Here is a 15,797-nt window from a genome sequence, read left to right as displayed (position 1 = left end):
CGCAAGCGCTTCCTGCTGTACCAGCTGCCCTACGTGGTGCTGTACGTCGCCGCGCTGGTGCTGGTCGCCATGACCGCCCACGATGCCGCCGAGATGAGTACCAACTGGCAACTGTTCATCCCCGTCGTGGCACTCGTCTCCATCCTCGGCGGCTGGCGCTGGGCCGGCACCAGCGCCGGTCAGCGCTGGACCTACATCCTGCGCCAGGTGCTGCACTGGGTGGCGCTCATTCTGGTGATTCGTCTGCTCTATGCACATGCGGTGCAGGATTTTCTGAACGACGAGCAGGACGCATTCGTGACCATCTATGTGATCGGTCTCGCGGCGGTGCTGTCGGGGATCTATCTCGACTGGAAGATGGCCCTGTTCGGGATCTTCCTGCTGCTGAGCGGCGTGGGCATTGCCTGGCTCAACGACAATTACCTGTTGTTGATGTTCGTGATGGGTGGCGTCAGTATCGTCGCCGTCGGCTTGTCGCTGCTGATCCGCGGTCGATCGCAGGGTCCGGAGGCGGGCGCCGCCGGCACCTGATCAACACCACAATCGCGACGCGCGGCGGAGCATGCCATGAAGACCAACAGCGAGGGCGAGTTCGTGCGCTGGGAGTCCGGCTTTCGCCACTGGGTCACGCCGGACGGCAGTCCGGGACCCTCGGGGGACGGCGGCTTCAGGGCCGAGCCCGGGCGCTACCACTTGTATGTCTCCTACGCCTGCCCCTGGGCGCACCGCACCCTGATCTGGCGCACGCTGAAAGGGCTTGAAGACCTGATCTCTGTGTCCGTGGTGCATCCGCTGATGCCGCCGGAGAGCTGGGTGTTCGGCGACTATCCCGGCGCCACGCCGGATCACGTGCACGGTTTCGAGAAGCTCTACCAGCTCTACGCCCACACGGCCCCCGACTTCGACGGCGTCGTCACCGTGCCCGTGCTCTACGACAAGGCCCGCGAGACCATCGTCAACAATGAATCGGCGGAGATCATCCGCATGCTGAACAGCGCCTTCGATGCCTGGGGGCGCAGCGAGGTGGATTTCTACCCCGCCGAGCTCCGCGAGGACATCGATGCGGTCAACGCGCTGGTCTACGACAACGTCAACAACGGCGTCTACCGCACCGGCTTCGCCGTGACGCAGGCCGCCTACGAGGCGGCCTTCGACCAACTCTTCGCGGCCCTCGATCAGCTCGAGGCCCGCCTGGCGCGTCAGCGCTACCTCGTCGGCCAGCGCCTCACCGAGGCCGACTGGCGCCTGTTCACCACGCTGGTGCGCTTCGATCCCGTCTACCACGGCCACTTCAAGTGCAACCTCAGGCGCCTGGTGGACTACCCCAACCTCTGGGCCCATACCCGCGAGCTCTACCAGGTGCCCGGCATCGCGGAGACCGTGAACATGGACCACATCAAGCTGCACTATTACGGCAGCCACACGGCCATCAACCCGAACGGCATCGTGCCCAAAGGGCCGGCGCTGGACTTCATGGCACCCCATGGGCGCGAGGGCCTGGACGGCGGCGGGGATGATCATGTGGGATGAGCGCTACCGCGGTGCGGATTATGTCTATGGCACCGCGCCCAACGACTTCCTCGCGGCGCGCATCCAGGCGCTGAACGGCGCCCTGCCAGCCGCGGGCCGCGTGCTCTGCCTGGGCGAAGGGGAGGGCCGCAACGCCGTCTGGCTCGCCGAGCAGGGCCTTGACGTCACCGCCGTGGATGCCTCCGGTGTCGGCCTCGCCAAGGCCCGACGCCTCGCCGCCGAGCGCGGTGTGGCCATCGAAACAATCCATACCGACCTCGCCGTCTACCCCATCGCGCCGGACGCATGGGACATGGTCGTTGCCATTTTCTGCCATCTGCCGCCCGCATTGCGCGCGGACGTGCATCGCCGCAGTGTCGCCGGCCTGCGATCCGGCGGTTTTCTGTTGCTGGAGGCCTACACGCCCCGGCAGCTGGCGCTCGGCACCGGCGGGCCGCCCACCGCGGCGCTGATGATGGACGCCGACAGCCTGCGCGCTGAGCTCATGGGGCTCGAATTCCTGCACTTGGAGGAGTTGGAGCGCGACATCCAAGAGGGCGCCTTGCATGCGGGGCTGGGAGCCGTGGTACAGGTTCTGGGGCGGAAACCGAGGTAGTCGCGGATGATCCGGATGGCACTGCGCAGTGTCACCCCGTCCCGGCCGGCCACGGGCCCGCCCGGCTTCGGCACCGCGCTATGGCGCAAGACGCTCGATGCGCCAGCCATCCGCCTCGCGGGTGTAGCGGAAGCGATCATGCAGCCGGCTTTCGCGCCCCTGCCAGAACTCGATGCTGGACGGCACCACCCGGTAGCCACCCCAGAAGTGCGGCAGCGGGACTTCGCCGTCGCCGAAGCGGCGCTTCATCTCGGCGACCTTCTCTTCCAGCAGGGCGCGGGAGCTGATGACCTGGCTCTGTGGTGAGGACCAGGCGCCGATGCGACTGCCCCGGGGGCGTGTGGCGAAGTAGCGCAGTGATTCCGCCGTCGGGATACGCGCCGCGCGACCCAGGATCTTCACCTGCCGCGCCAGCGCCACCCAGGGAAAGAGCAGGGCGACGCGGTCGTTATGGTCCATCTGTCGCGCCTTTCGGCTCTCGTAATTGGTGAAGAAGACGAAGCCGTTGGCGTCATAGAGTTTCAGCAGCACGGTGCGCAGGCTCGGCTGGCCATCCGCATCCACGGTGGCGAGGGACATGGCGTTCGGCTCCGGCAGCCGCGCACCGATGATCTCTCCGTACCAGGCCTGGAACTGCTCGATGGCGTCGGCCGCCAGCGCATCGCGCTCCAGCCCCGCCGCCATGTACTGCTCGCGCAGTGCCGCCGGATCCACAACCGTATCGGAGGGGGAGGCGAGATAGGGATCTGACGCGGTCATGGTGGTTACCGTTGGCTGCTTGGAGGGCAGGAATGTGGCGACCGCAGTCTCTGCACAAAAGACCCGGGCGCGTCACCAGGCGGTGCGCACACCTGTGCAGACCGCGCGATCGCATGTGCGGTTGCCGGCCTAACCGCCGCCGAGCATCGCATCGATCTCAGCGACGGCGGCGGCCCAGTCCTCGTCCTCGTGGCCGGGCTCGAAGCCGCGCTTCTCGGCGCGGTAATAGGCCGCCTCCTGGATCATCCGGTAGCGCTCTTCCGGCGCTACTTTTCCGACCGGCTTCAAGGCCACGGCGCGATCCGGCAGGGGTGGCCGTGTGGTGCCCGTCGGGACCGGCGCCGTTGGGGCCGGCGCCGGCGCGATTGTCTTTTTCGCCAATGCCTTTTTCGCCAGCGTCTTCTTGGTGATCGCCGGCGCCGGCGCCGGCGTGGCCGACCTGCCCGACGGCGTTTTTTTCACAACCGTCTTCTTGGTCACCGTCTTCTTGGTGATCGCGGCCGCCGCCGCCGTCTTCTTGGCGGCAGGGGCCTTTTTCGCAGTCTTCTTGGTTACGACCTTCTTGTCCTCTGCCATCGTCGCTCACTCGCCTCTGGTGTTGGGAAAACGCTCAGGGCCGCAACCCGCTGGGTACCGCTGCGCGCGCCACCTGCACCGCCGCCGGCCGTCTCCACGAAGAATACACGAGCAAGCCGGCAAGCCGAACATCGCAGCGCGTGGTAGGGGCGCTGTGGCGTCAAGCACCAGCCGAAAGCGCGTGCTTGGCCGGACCGGTGAGTCATGCATCCGGCCCGTCCCTACTCCTCCCGCAGTGCGGCGGCCGGTGCCGCCCGCGCCGCCCGCAGCGCCGGGTAGAGCCCGGCGAGCATGGCCGCGATCCAGGCCAGCAGCACGCCGGCGAGCAGGGTGTCCGGCGTCAGCCGCATGGGCATGCGCCAGCCGAAGGAGCGCAGGTTGATCACCTGGATCAGCAGGTCGCCCATGGCCACGCCGAGGGGAATGGCCAGCAGGCCGGCGGCGACCCCCATGAGCGAGGTCTGCAGCATGATCAGCAGCCGGAGCTGGCCGCGGGTCATGCCCGTGGCGCGGAGCACGGCGTAATCTTTGGCGCGCTCCAGCTCCAGCGCCATCAATGCGCTCAGGATGCCGACGAAGGCCACACCAACGGCCAGCAGCCGCAGCACTTCAGTGATGGTAAAGGTACGGTCGAAGATCTCCAGCGAGAGCTCGCGAATGCCTTGGTTGGTCTGCACCGCCGCCGGTGGTGTCAGGCCCGCGGCGATGGCTTGCACGCGCGCCGCCACCGCCTCGGCGTCGGCGTCGTCGGCGAGCACGACGCCGATGGAGGCGGTGCCGGGATCATCCCAGAGTTGCGCATAGGCGGCCTTCGGCAGGATCACCGTGCCGCTGTCGCTGCCATAGTCCTGAAACACACCGCCGATTTCGAATGTTTTCCAGCCGCCAGCGCTGAAGAGCTCGAGCTGGTCGCCGACGGCGAGCGCCTGGCGGTAGGCATAGGGCTCCGAGACCAGCGCCAGCTCGCCCGCCCGCCAGCGCTGCCAGAGGTCGTCGGCGGTGTCGCCGCGGAACCGAAAGCCGCGGGGCGGCCCCGCGCTGGAGGTGAGGGCCAGCACGCGCATCTGCCCGTCGCGGGTCTGTACGAGGCGCGAGCGGCCCTGGCTCACCGACGCCACGCCGGGCAGGGCCAGCAGCCGGTCCGCGAGCCCCGGGGGCAGCGACGCCGGGTTGTCGGCGCCGCCGCCCTCGTCGGTGGCGATGTAGATGTCGCTGGTGAGCGTGTGCTCCAGCCAGTCCGACACACTGACCCGAAAGCTGCCGATCATGATACCCACGCCAACGGTGGCCGCCACCGCCACCGCCAGCGCCGCCACCGCGAGTCCGGAGCGCGTGATGCTGGCGGTGATGCCCCGGGCCGCCAGCCGCCCGACGCTGCCGAACAGCCGCCCGAACAGGGGCGTGGTGGCGCCCGCCAGCGCGCGCACCACCAGCGGCATGCACAGGCTCGCACCGACGATGACGAAAAACAGCGCCACGAAGCCCCAGGTCATGGAGCGCCCGGACAGGGGGATCAGCGCCACGCCCAGGGCGACGACCAGCACGCCGCCCGCCGCGAGCCAGGGCAGCAGCCGCTGCCCGCGCTGCTCCACCAGGGTGCGGCGCACCACGTCCCGGGGCTGGGAGCGCGCCGCCTCCAGCGCCGGGCCCAGGCCCGCCAGCAGGGTCACGCCCATGCCCAGGCCAACCCCTTTGGCGAGCGACAGCCAGTCCAGATGCAGGCTGCGCACGCTGAGCTGGAAGTAGACATCGTTGATGGTGCGGGTCACCAGCTGCACCAGTCCGGCGCCGACGGCGATGCCCGTCAGCACCCCGAGCAGTGCGCCCACGGCCGCGAGCACCAGCGCCTCCACCAGCACCAGCGCGAACAACTGGGTGCGGGTGACGCCCTGCATGCGCAGGGTGCCCAGCAGCGGACGGCGCTGCAGCACCGCGAAGGTCATGGTGTTGTAGACGATGAAGCCGCCCACCAGCATGGCCAGCAGGCTCATGGCCGTGAGATTGGTGTGGAAGGCGCGCGTCATCTGCGCCAGTACGTTGGTACGCTGGGCGGTGGTGGTGAGCCGCAGACCCGTGGGCAGGGCGGCGGCGACGCGCTCGGCCTGGGCGTCCGTCAGCATCAGGTCGATGCGCTCCACTGCGCCGATGCTGCCCGTGGCCTCCTGCGCCGTGGCGATATCGGCGACGGCGAGACCGCCGAGGCCGGCGCCGCCCTGATCCGGCAGCACGGCGGCCACACGCATGCGCCGCGTGCCGCCGCCGATCTGAACGTCCACCCCATCCCCGGCGGCGACGCCCAGGGCATCGGCATCCGCCGCCGACAGCAGCAGGGTGTCCGGCGTCGCCAGCAGGTCGATGAGCGCGGCCGCCAGGGCCGTGCCGTCGGCGCCGTCGCCGCCCACCGTCGCCCCGGCGAAGAGCGCCGGGCGCATGGGCGCCGCGGCGATGAGGTCCAACCCCAGCAGGGTCAGGCTGCGCTCGCCGATGCGCATGGGCGCCTCGATCACCGGCGTTGCCAACGTCAGCCCCTGGGCCACCCGCAGGTCCGCATAGGTCGCATCCGCGATGCCGCCGGCGGCGGCCTGGATCTGATGGGTGGCGGGTCCGGCCACCTGCTCCACCGACAGCCGGAAGCCGCGTCGCGCACTCTCGTTGGCGAGGTCCACGGCGATGACCACCGCCACCCCCAGCGCGATGCCGACGATGGAGAGCCAGGTCTGCCAGGGGTGGCGCGTGAGATAGCGCCGGCTCGCGCGCAGCAGCGCCGGCGGCAGACGGACGGCGGCGATGGCCGCGGCGGCGCGGGCGGGCAGACCGGTGCGTGTCCCGGTGACGCTCACCACGACAGTGCCTCGGTGTCTGCGTTGAGCCTTCCCTGGTCGACGGCGAAGGTGCGGTCGGCGATCGCCGAGACCTCCCGGCTGTGGGTCACCAGGATCAGCGTCTGGCCCTCGTCCCGGAACAGGTGCGCCAGCAGTTCCAGCACCCGGTGCCCGGTTTGGGCATCCAGGTTGCCGGTGGGCTCATCGGCGAGCACCAGCGCCGGGTCGTGGATGATGGCGCGGGCGATGGCGACGCGTTGCTGCTCGCCGCCGGAGAGTTGGTCCGGAAAGGCGCCGTCGCGGCCCGCGAGTCCCACCTTGGCCAACAGCGCGGTGATGCGCGCGCGCCGCGTGGGCGCCGGCATGGCGTTCAGCTCCAGCGGCAGGGCCAGGTTCTCGGCCACCGTCAGCGTCGGGATCAGGTTGAAGAATTGATAGATGAAGCCGATGTGCCGGCGCCGCAGCAGGGTCAGCTCCGGCTCGCCCATGGTGGTGACATTCTGACCCATGATGCGCACCTCGCCGGCGTCCGGGCGGTCGATGCCCGCGAGGAGGTTGAGCAGCGTCGACTTACCCGAGCCGGAGCGCCCCACCAGCGCCACGCATTCGCCGGCGGCGACATCGAAGCTGACGTCCTGGAGCACGGTGCGGCGGTTACGGCCTTCGGCGTAGGATTTGCTCAGGGCCTGGACGCTGAGGGCGGGGGTGTCTGGCTGGTGCATGATGCGTGCGGCGTCGGCGGGGTTCGGCGGGCACTTGCGGCCATCGGGCCGAGGGGCTCGGGTCGGTGATGGATGGCTGCGGCGGCGGGGCGAAATGGTGGGTCTGCGTACGCGCTTACGACATCAATACCGATTGCGGTTGCAGCCTGATGGGCGGGCAGGGCGCCGCGCGCCGGGGTACATCAGCGCCCATCACAGCCACTTGACCAGGTAGTAGAGCTGCTGGCCTTCCGACGAGCTGGAGGGCCCGTAGACCACCGCCGGATGCAGCTTGCGCGCTGCGTCGCCGCCGGCCCGCGCCGCTGCCTCCGTCTCCACCACGGTGACGCAGCCCGCCGGGAAGCGCCCGCGGCGGCGGTTGGCGGCCTTCACCAGCGCGAAGCGCTCGGCGAGGGATTTCGACTCCGGATCAATGATCACACGCTGCATCATTTCCTCGCCAATGCTATCGCTTTCGCCATCGGTTGCGAGCCCGAACCATCCCGCGGTACGCCGCCCGCGTCTGAGCGCAAGACCCGTACCCGGTACATGGCCTTAGGTTACCCTGCTCGCCGGTATCCCGTTGCCGGGCACGACACCCACGATCATGCCGAAGCACCAACCTGAGGTCGGTCGCGGGCGGTCATGGTGCAGCGCGCGCAGTCGGCCTCGGGGCCTGGTCCCGTCTCTGCATAGTTGCGCCGCCCGCCCGCGGCCTCAACCGGCGGCGACGACCGCGGTTGCTCGCGGCGCTCACGGCGGTGTGCAGCGGGGCTTGCGTCCTGAGGCCAACGCCTCGGTATACAGTGCCGTCGCCTGCTCCATCTCCGCGGCCAGTGCCTGCATGCGCTTGTCGTGGGACGGGTGGGTGGACAGGAACGCCGGCGGCTGCCCGTCGCCGGCGGCGGCCATGTTCTGCCACAGCTGCACGCTTGCCCTGGGGTCGAAGCCCGCCTGCGCCATCAGATCCCGACCGATGCGATCGGCCTCGCGCTCGTGGGTGCGGCTGTAGGGCAGCAGCAAACCGTACTGCGCGCCCAGGCCCAAGGCCTTGCGGAAGGCCTCATGTGCGGCGCCGCCGGGCTCCTCGGCGAACAAATCCACCAGCATCAGTCCGCCTTGCACGGCCAGCTCCTGGGTCAGGCGCTCGTTGGCGTGATTCGCCAGCACATGGCCGATCTCGTGGCCGATGACCGCCGCCAGCTGATCCGGCGTGCGGGCCACCGCCAGCATGCCCGCATGCACGCCGATCTTGCCGCCCGGCAGCGCAAAGGCGTTCGGGGTTGGATCATCGAGCACGGCGACGGACCACTCGCCGTGGGGTTGCGGTAGTGCGTCGACCAGTGCCTGGGCGACGCAGCCCACGTAGCGGCGCAGGGCGGGGTCACGACTGAGCGGCTCGGTTTGCAATAACCGCTCGAAGCTCTGCTCGCCGAGGGCGGTCATCTGCGCCTCGGGCACCAACGCCAACTGCTTGCGGCCGGTCGGGGATTCGTCGCAGCCCTGGAGTGTACTGAGGGCAGCGATGACGCCCAGGGCAGTCAGCAAAGCCCGCCGGTGGCGGGGGCGTGTCGCGTCTCGATTGGTGTTGGATGGCATCTGGACGGCTCTCTGCGCTGGCGGGCGGCAGGCTGACATAGCGGGCGGCTGCGGCGGCGCTTGGTGGTTATCAATGCGCAGCCGTAACCGTCAAGCACGGTGACGACGGGTATCGATGCGCGCGGTGTCAGTGCCGGCGTGCCGCTCGTCGCAGGGTCTGCAGGATTGCCGCGCATGTGGCGGTGGAGACATCGAGCGGCGCCCGCAATCCGGTATGATGACCCAAACGAGCGCGGAGTGGGCCCCGCGCCGCGCTCCTGCCAAGCCGCCGCGCGCTGCCCGCCGGTCCTGTTGTCGTCGCGAGAGCCATCGCCCATGCCCGCCCATCACGCCCTGGTGCTGAATCTGCACCAGCCCCCCGGCAATCTGGAGCACCTGCTGGCGCATGCCACCTGGGAGGCCAAGGAGATCCTCTTTGCGCTGGATCGCATGCCGCGCAGCCTCTGGGGACAGGAGGACCTCGCGCGGGTGCATCTGTCGCTGTCCGGCACGCTGCTGGAGACGCTGTCGAGTCCGGACTTCCAGGCGCGCGTCTACGGCATCGTCGACTGCGGCAAGCTGCTCTGGCATCTGCAGAACACGGCGCTGTTCGACATCCTCGGCACGGGTTACTACCACCCGGTGCTGCCGCTCATTCCGCCGGCCGACCGCCCGGAACATTTGCGCCGCTGGCAGGCCCTTGCCCGTCACCTGTTCTGGCGGCGTAATTTCCAGGGCTTCTGGCCGCCGGAGATGGGCTTTTCCATGGAGCTGATCCCGCTGCTGAAGCGGTTCGGCTATCGCTATGTGCTGGTGGACTCCGCCCATGTGGAGCCCTTGCGGCAGATGACCTGGCCACAGCTGCGCTATCGCCCGCACATCGCCCGCTATGACGGCGAGGAGATCATCGTGGTGGTGCGCGACCGCGAGCTCTCCGATGCCCAGGAGTCGGGCATGGCGCTCGACTGGTTCTTGGCAGAGGTGGCCGAGCGCACCCGCTGGTGCGACTTCGAGCCCCTGGTCACCACCGCCACCGACGGCGAGAACGGCGGCTGGTTTCGCAATGTCACCGAGGGCGCCAACTACTGGAGCGCCTTCTACCTGCCGTTGCTGGCGCGGGTGCGCGAGGGCACGGCGGACATCCGCCCCTGTTTCATCGGCGATTACCTGGACAAGCACGGTGCCCACGGTGAGGTCCATGTCGCCACCGGCGCCTGGAACACCGGTTGGCACTCGGGCCGCGGCTTCACCCAGTGGACCGGCTCCGAGGCCCAAAAGCGCATGCTGGCGCGCTATGCCGATGTGAGTGCGCGCCTGCGCACCACGGTGCGCCACGGCGCCGCCGCGGCGCCGGACGACCCGGGGCTGATCGGCGTGCTGGAGGAGGCCCGCTGGCGCCTGCTGCGCGCCGAGACCAGCTGCAACCTGTTCTGGGGCGAGGCCTGGGTGGCGCGCGCCGCCGACGACCTGGACGCCGCCGATGCCGCGCTCGCCGATGCCCAACGCCATTTGCTTGGCCGCACCCGGACCGCCGCGCCGGGCGCGTCGGCCTGAGTGGGCCGGGGACGGCGCCCCGCAGAGAACAGTCCGACACCGCCATCGCCCCGGTCGCCGCGCCTGAACCGACGACATCCAATCATCCGCAGCCCGATTTCAGTCACGCAACAGTCCCAGGAGCCCCCCATGTCCGACCTAACCGAACAGCTCGAAGGCCTGCCGAACATCTGCGGCCAGGAGAACGACATCGCCGCCGCCGTGGCGCGGGGCAAAGATAGAAACCTCTCCGACATCCCGGGTGGGGTGGACTTCGGCCGCGTGCGTGCCGCCGCGGCCATCGCCCTGCACCAGCATCAGCCGCTGATCCCGGCGGGCGGGGACGACCTGCGCACCGCCGCGCTGATCAGCAACCTCCAGTACATGATGGAGCACCAGGACATCGGCGATAACCACAACGCGCCGGCGTTCGTCTGGTGCTACAAGCGCATGGGCGAGCTCATCCCGCAGCTCATCCACGAGGGCAAGTCGCCCCGGGTCATGCTGGAGTACTCCGGCACCCTGCTGCACGGACTGCGGCAGATGGGCGAAGGGCACGTCATCGATGCCCTCAAGACCATCACCATGAACCCCGACTACAACTGGGCCGTGGAGTGGCTCGGCATGCCCTGGGGCCATGCGGTGGCGCCGTCCACGCCGGTGCAGGACTATCGTCTGCATGTGCAGGCCTTCCAGCACCACTTCGCCGCCATCTTCGGCCTGGACGCGCTGGAGCGGGTGCGCGGCTTCTCACCCTCCGAGATGGCGTTACCGAATCATCCGGACGTGGCCTACGAGTTCGTCAACACCCTCAAGGCATGCGGCTACCAATGGGTGCTGGTGCAGGAGCACAGCGTCGAGCAGACCGACAACGGCTGGCATCCCCAGCGCCCGCACCTGCCACACCTGCTGACCTGCACCAACGCCGAAGGCGAGACGGTGAGCATCATCGCGCTGGTCAAGACCCAGGGCTCCGACACCAAGCTGGTGGCGCAGATGCAGCCCTGGTACGAGGCCCAGGGCCTGGAGCGTTGGGCGCTCGCCGGCAAGCAGGTGCCGCCGCTGGTGACCCAGATCGCCGACGGCGAGAACGGCGGCGTCATGATGAACGAGTTCCCGGACAAGTTCATGGAAGCAGTGCGCGCCGCATCCGGCACCGACACACCGCTGATGAACGGCAGCGAATACCTCGAGCACCTCTTCGCCCTCGGTATCAAGGAGAGCGACTTCACCGAGATCCGCCCCGTCCAGCAGGGCAAGATCTGGGAGCGCATGCAGCCCGGCGACGGCCCCGAGAAGCTGGAGCAGGTGATCCAGGCGCTGAAGCAGGAAGACCACCAATTCCACATGGACGGCGGCAGCTGGACCAATGACCTGTCCTGGGTGAAGGGCTACGAGAACGTCATCGGTCCCATGGAAGAGGCCAGCGCGCTGTTCAACGAAAAGGTGCTGAAGCCCGGCACGGCCACCGACGACCCGCGCTACCGCAACGCCCTGTACCACCTCATGGCCAGCCAAACCAGCTGCTACCGCTATTGGGGGCAGGGCCTGTGGACCGACTACGGCCGCGAGATCTGCCGCCGCGTCATGGACATCGTCAACTACGACTTCGGCTGAGGCGGCCCTAACAACCGCCATGCAGCATGCCCACAAGCAGACACGCTACGAAGCGCTGGAAGCCCTGCCAGAGAGGCTGACCGGCGAGATCCTCAACGGCCAGTTGTACACTCAGCCGCGGCCGGCGGGGCCGCATGCGCGCGCCGAGACCGAGCTCAGCATCGACATTGGCAGTACCTACGGCAGGGGCCGCGGTGGACCCGGCGGCTGGTGGATACTCATTGAGCCGGAGATCCACTTCATCACGGATGCGGAGGTCGCCGTGCCCGACCTGGCAGGTTGGCGCAAGGAACGCATGCCGCAGATACCGGAAGGTCATCGGTTCGAGGTCGTCCCAGACTGGGTCTGTGAGATCCTGTCACCCGCGACGGCCAGCAAGGACCGTGAGGTCAAGATGCCGATCTACGCCCACTACGGCGTCGCCTACGCTTGGCTCGTGGATCCCAAACGTCAAACCCTGGAGGCCTATACGCTGGAGGATGACCGCTGGCGCCTGCTCGCCGAGGCGTCTGGCGACGACACCATCGCCGTCGCACCGTTCAATGCCCTTCAGCTCGACCTGCGCAACCTCTGGGGCTGACACTGAGCCATTGCGGCCATGATGATGCGCCCGTGCCATGCAAACTCACCGTAGTGGCCAGTCTCCTGCGTTGAACAGCCGAAGAAGCAGCCAACCTGCAAGTGGGCCTTTCGCACCAACGCCTTCGGCTGGAAGGCCTCCAAGCTGGCTTCTCAGCGGCTCAAGGAGGCCCTCACCGACATCAAGGCGGCCCCCCCGGCGTGTGCCGTGGCGCCCATCAACCCGGCAGAAAAACGCCGCAGCCGAGCTTGCGATGATCGCCGAGGCCGGCCTCCTGCAGGTGGAGGCTATCCTCCGGCGTCAGACCATGGATCTGGACGCTGAAACCGGGCACGCTGCGATCCAACATCTGCAGTTGTCCGGCCGCGCCAATCACCAGCTTGCCACTGATCTCCAGCATGGCAAGGGCATGGTTGACGACTTCGGCGAAGGCGGTCCGCAGGGACTCGGCCAGGGCCGCCGCGGATGCGCCCGTGCGGGTGTTGCCGCCATCGAAGACCACCAGGCGGGCCGATAGCGTGGTGGCGGGGCGCGGTAGTTGGATGCGCGGCTCGCCGATATCCAGCAGGCGACCTTGGATGTTGACGGAGCCACCGGCGAGGCGCAACGCCCGCGGCAGGTCTTCGGTGGCGAGGCGCATCAAGAGCTGACTCTCGTCGGTGAGGATCAGCCCGCCGTGACCGTCCGCGCGGCCGCGGATGGGGGCGATGGCCACGGCGTCGGTCGCCGCGAGCCAGACACGGAGCGGGGCATGGTGGCAGAGGGCGTCGAAGAGTGCGGCGCCATGGTCTGCGGGCAATGGATCACCGCGCAGCGGGAAAGCCGCTTCGAGGGTGCAGTAGGCATCGGAGAGGTCGTCGAGGGGCATGGCACATTCTCCCTGTTGGGGCCAAGAGGCCGTGGAACCATGTCGTCGTTGTAGCACGGGCACCGGCTCAGGGAATGAGCCGGGATCTGTGGTTTTGCCTGACCCGTCTAATCGTGTACAGATGGGCGGCTGCTGCTGATCACAAGGTTCCATCACCCGGCGGCGCACCTGCGGTGGTCCTGCGGGTTGCCCGCGAGCCGTCGCAAGCGCGCACGGGCAGCGGGGGAGAGCGGGCGGTTGCCGCGCGCCATCGGGCGCAGCATGCAACGGTGTCAGGCCCGGTCGGGTCTGCCAGTCGGCGGTTGAGGCGGGGCACGTGTCGTCGTTGCACCCAAGCCGCACTCAGGCGCACCCCAGGCGCATTCAGGGCAGCGGGGAATCATCCGCGTACAAGGCGGCGCCGGCGCGCAGACGCTCGGCCACCAGCGCGCGCAGCTCGGCGGGGGCGATCACCTCCACATCCGGGCCGAACTTGAGGATGTCGCGCAGCAGTTCACGCGGATCGGAATAGGGCACCTGCAGCTCGTAGCGCCCAGCCTGCGACTGGCCCCGCCAGTGTCCGATCTGGTCCGGATGCCAGGCCTCGTCGGCCACCCAGCGCGAGGCCTCGGGGCTGAAGCGCAGCACCGCCCAGGCGGCGGCGCTGCCGGAGAAGATGCCAAAGCTGCCGCCTAGGAAGCGGTCCAGCGCCTTGGGCTCGGTGCGCAGCGCCGGCTCCGGCTGCGGCTCGGCGCGGTCGATGCGGTCCAGCGAGAAGATCCGCAGGCCCGCCGCCCGCTCGCAATGGGCGGCGAGATACCAGTTGTCGCGGTAGCGTATCAGCCGCTGCGGGTGCACCACGCGCTCGGTGGCGACATTGCGCGCGCGGCCGTGGTAGGTGATGGCCAGCGGCCGGCCCTGGAGCAGCGCGGCGGCGATGGTGCCGAAACGCTCCGGGTGCGTGGTGCGCGTGGCCATGGGCTGGAGCAGGACGCTGTCGGCCACCGCGGCGGCGCTGTGTCCACTCTGCGCCAGCAGGCTGCGAATCCGTCCCCGCAGCGGACCGATATAGGGCGCAAGCAGCCCCGGCTGCATCTGATCGAGCATCTGCCCGCTGGCCAGCAGCGCGAAGAGCTCGCCCTCGTTCAGCCAGAAGCCCGGCAGCTCGAAGCGCGGCCCGTCTGCGGCATAGCGGTAGCCGTTGCTGGCGCGGTCGTACTCGATGGGCGCCTGCATGAACTCGCGCATGTAGCCGATGTCCCGCACCACCGTCGCCCGCGAGGCCTCGAGCATGCCCTGCAGCTGCTCCAGCGAGCGCGGTTTTTCCTTCAACAGCGCGTCGATGCGGTAGATGCGCTCGGCGCGGTTCACGGCGCGCGGCCCCTCACCGCACCCAGCGGGCGGCGTCCAGCAGCACCTCGACACCGGCGCCGGGGCGATGCGCCTGCTCGCTCAGGTGCCGACGCCAGCGCCGGGCACCGGGGCGCCCCTGAAAGAGGCCGAGGATATGGCGGGTGATGCCATTGAGCGGCGCCCCCGCCGCCAGCGCCCGCTCCACATAGGGCACGAAGGCGTCCAGCACCTCGTGGGGTGTCGGCGGCGGCGTGGGATCGGAGAAGATCACGCGGTCGGCATCCGCCAACAACCAAGGGTTGTGGTAGGCGGCGCGGCCGATCATCACCCCGGCCAGGCGGTCGAGGAAGTCCGCGGCCTGCGCGAGCGTCTGGATGCCGCCGTTGATGACCATGGGCAGCGCGGCGAAGTCCGCCTGCAGGCGCAGCACCACGTCGTGGCGCAGCGGCGGTACATCGCGATTCTCCCGTGGGCTCAGGCCCTGGAGCCAGGCCTTGCGGGCGTGGACGATGAGGGCGTCGCAGCCGGCGCGGGCGACGGCGTCGGTGAAGTCGACCAGTGCGTCATAGCTGTCGCGCTCGTCGATGCCGATACGGGTCTTGACCGTTACCGGCACGCTCACCGCCGCCTTCATGGCCGCGACGCAGTCGGCGACTACGGCGGGCTCCGCCATCAAGCAGGCGCCGAAGCGCCCGTTCTGCACCCGGTCCGACGGGCAGCCGACGTTCATGTTGATCTCGCAGAAGCCGGCCTCCTCCCCGAGGCGTGCGCAGCGGGCCATCTCCGCCGGCTCGGATCCGCCGAGCTGCAGTGCCACCGGATGCTCAGCCGGGTCATGGCGCAGAAAGCGCGCCGTGTCGCCGTGGATCAGCGCGCCGGTGGTGACCATCTCGGTGTAGAGCAGCGTGTGTCGACTGAGGAGCCGCGCGAAGTAGCGGAAGTGGCGGTCCGTCCAGTCCATCATGGGGGCGACCGATAACCGCCGGTCCAACCCCGACCATAACTTGGGCTCTAACCTGCTGTTTCTGCTGTCACCCTGGTCCACTGTGTCTCACTGACGCACACGTCAAGGTAGATGCTGCTGACCGATGCGAGTTACCTCGATTGCACCAAGCCATGTTGGCTCCGGGCTGGTACACCCGCCGCATCTCGGTTTTCGCTTTCTGCGGGCTGGGTTGCAGCGGGCGGGGGTCTCGACAGCAGGGATGCTGTCGTGAAGCCTACAGGGACGTATTCACGGCGTCCCCCGCCCGCTGCAACCCAGCCCGCAGACGCCTGCGCCGGACATTGACATGCGCCGGGTATA

15 protein-coding genes are annotated in these 15,797 nt (G+C 68.9%); 6 read left to right on the top strand and 9 right to left on the bottom strand.

Translation table 11 applies throughout. The annotated features are described in order from the left end of the window. The 3 genes from QZ588_RS16355 to QZ588_RS16345 all read left to right on the top strand — a co-directional run. Nucleotides 1-531, top strand: a 531-nt coding sequence (locus tag QZ588_RS16355; RefSeq protein WP_295544006.1) for a hypothetical protein, incomplete at its 5' end; no start/stop codon positions are given. A gap of 36 nt (nucleotides 532-567) precedes the next feature. After that, nucleotides 568-1,530, top strand: coding sequence for a glutathione S-transferase family protein (locus QZ588_RS16350; RefSeq protein ID WP_295544005.1), 963 nt, complete (start codon nucleotides 568-570; stop codon nucleotides 1,528-1,530). Continuing rightward, nucleotides 1,520-2,125: a cyclopropane-fatty-acyl-phospholipid synthase family protein gene (locus QZ588_RS16345; RefSeq protein WP_295544008.1), complete on the top strand. Its 606-nt coding sequence runs from the start codon at nucleotides 1,520-1,522 to the stop codon at nucleotides 2,123-2,125. Before QZ588_RS16350 ends, QZ588_RS16345 begins: the two co-directional genes overlap by 11 nt. Nucleotides 2,126-2,203: 78 nt before the next feature. Here the strand turns inward: QZ588_RS16345 and pdxH are convergent, their stop codons facing one another. The 6 genes from pdxH to QZ588_RS16315 all read right to left on the bottom strand — a co-directional run bounded on the left by pdxH (nucleotide 2,204) and on the right by QZ588_RS16315 (nucleotide 8,582). Then, entirely contained in the window at nucleotides 2,204-2,884 is a 681-nt protein-coding gene (pdxH, locus tag QZ588_RS16340; RefSeq protein WP_295544004.1) for a pyridoxamine 5'-phosphate oxidase, read from the bottom strand. A gap of 129 nt (nucleotides 2,885-3,013) precedes the next feature. After that, nucleotides 3,014-3,460, bottom strand: a complete 447-nt coding sequence (locus tag QZ588_RS16335; protein ID WP_295544003.1) for a DUF2934 domain-containing protein — start codon at nucleotides 3,458-3,460, stop codon at nucleotides 3,014-3,016. Nucleotides 3,461-3,681: 221 nt separating this feature from the next. Further along, the gene (locus QZ588_RS16330) at nucleotides 3,682-6,303 is read right to left on the bottom strand and encodes an FtsX-like permease family protein (RefSeq protein ID WP_295544002.1); all 2,622 of its coding nucleotides are present in this window, start codon (nucleotides 6,301-6,303) and stop codon (nucleotides 3,682-3,684) included. Further along, complete coding sequence (locus QZ588_RS16325) at nucleotides 6,297-7,004, bottom strand: ABC transporter ATP-binding protein (protein WP_295544001.1); 708 nt, start codon at nucleotides 7,002-7,004, stop codon at nucleotides 6,297-6,299. The genes QZ588_RS16330 and QZ588_RS16325 overlap by 7 nt, the downstream gene beginning before the upstream one ends. Before the next feature lie 192 nt (nucleotides 7,005-7,196). Further along, nucleotides 7,197-7,436 (bottom strand): hypothetical protein, encoded by a 240-nt coding sequence (locus QZ588_RS16320; protein WP_366929594.1) that lies wholly within the window; start codon nucleotides 7,434-7,436, stop codon nucleotides 7,197-7,199. A gap of 300 nt (nucleotides 7,437-7,736) precedes the next feature. Beyond that, the gene (locus tag QZ588_RS16315) at nucleotides 7,737-8,582 is read right to left on the bottom strand and encodes a M48 family metallopeptidase (protein ID WP_295544000.1); all 846 of its coding nucleotides are present in this window, start codon (nucleotides 8,580-8,582) and stop codon (nucleotides 7,737-7,739) included. A 315-nt stretch (nucleotides 8,583-8,897) separates the two neighbouring features. Between QZ588_RS16315 and QZ588_RS16310 the strand changes: the two genes are divergently transcribed. The 3 genes from QZ588_RS16310 to QZ588_RS16300 all read left to right on the top strand — a co-directional run bounded on the left by QZ588_RS16310 (nucleotide 8,898) and on the right by QZ588_RS16300 (nucleotide 12,291). Beyond that, on the top strand, nucleotides 8,898-10,115 hold the full coding sequence (locus tag QZ588_RS16310) for a glycoside hydrolase family 57 (protein ID WP_295543999.1): 1,218 nt from the start codon (nucleotides 8,898-8,900) through the stop codon (nucleotides 10,113-10,115). Between the two features lie 129 nt (nucleotides 10,116-10,244). Next, nucleotides 10,245-11,711 (top strand): glycosyl hydrolase family 57, encoded by a 1,467-nt coding sequence (locus QZ588_RS16305; protein ID WP_295543998.1) that lies wholly within the window; start codon nucleotides 10,245-10,247, stop codon nucleotides 11,709-11,711. 19 nt (nucleotides 11,712-11,730) lie between these two features. Beyond that, nucleotides 11,731-12,291 carry a Uma2 family endonuclease gene (locus QZ588_RS16300; protein WP_295543997.1) on the top strand — a complete coding sequence of 187 codons (561 nt, stop codon included), beginning with the start codon at nucleotides 11,731-11,733 and terminating at the stop codon, nucleotides 12,289-12,291. 217 nt (nucleotides 12,292-12,508) lie between these two features. On the opposite strand, the gene cas6 is transcribed toward QZ588_RS16300, so the two are convergent. The 3 genes from cas6 to dusA all read right to left on the bottom strand — a co-directional run bounded on the left by cas6 (nucleotide 12,509) and on the right by dusA (nucleotide 15,482). Continuing rightward, nucleotides 12,509-13,159, bottom strand: coding sequence for a type I-MYXAN CRISPR-associated protein Cas6/Cmx6 (gene cas6, locus QZ588_RS16295; RefSeq protein WP_295543996.1), 651 nt, complete (start codon nucleotides 13,157-13,159; stop codon nucleotides 12,509-12,511). A 363-nt stretch (nucleotides 13,160-13,522) separates the two neighbouring features. Next, complete coding sequence (locus tag QZ588_RS16290) at nucleotides 13,523-14,509, bottom strand: WYL domain-containing protein (RefSeq protein ID WP_295543995.1); 987 nt, start codon at nucleotides 14,507-14,509, stop codon at nucleotides 13,523-13,525. Nucleotides 14,510-14,522: 13 nt separating this feature from the next. After that, nucleotides 14,523-15,482: a tRNA dihydrouridine(20/20a) synthase DusA gene (gene dusA / locus QZ588_RS16285; protein WP_295543994.1), complete on the bottom strand. Its 960-nt coding sequence runs from the start codon at nucleotides 15,480-15,482 to the stop codon at nucleotides 14,523-14,525. Nucleotides 15,483-15,797: the final 315 nt, after the last annotated feature.

This window comes from uncultured Thiohalocapsa sp. (assembly GCF_913062725.1).
Classification (GTDB): domain Bacteria; phylum Pseudomonadota; class Gammaproteobacteria; order Chromatiales; family Chromatiaceae; genus Thiohalocapsa.
The sequence above is the reverse complement of the archived record's forward strand: the minus strand, read 5'-3'. Positions and strand labels throughout refer to the sequence as shown.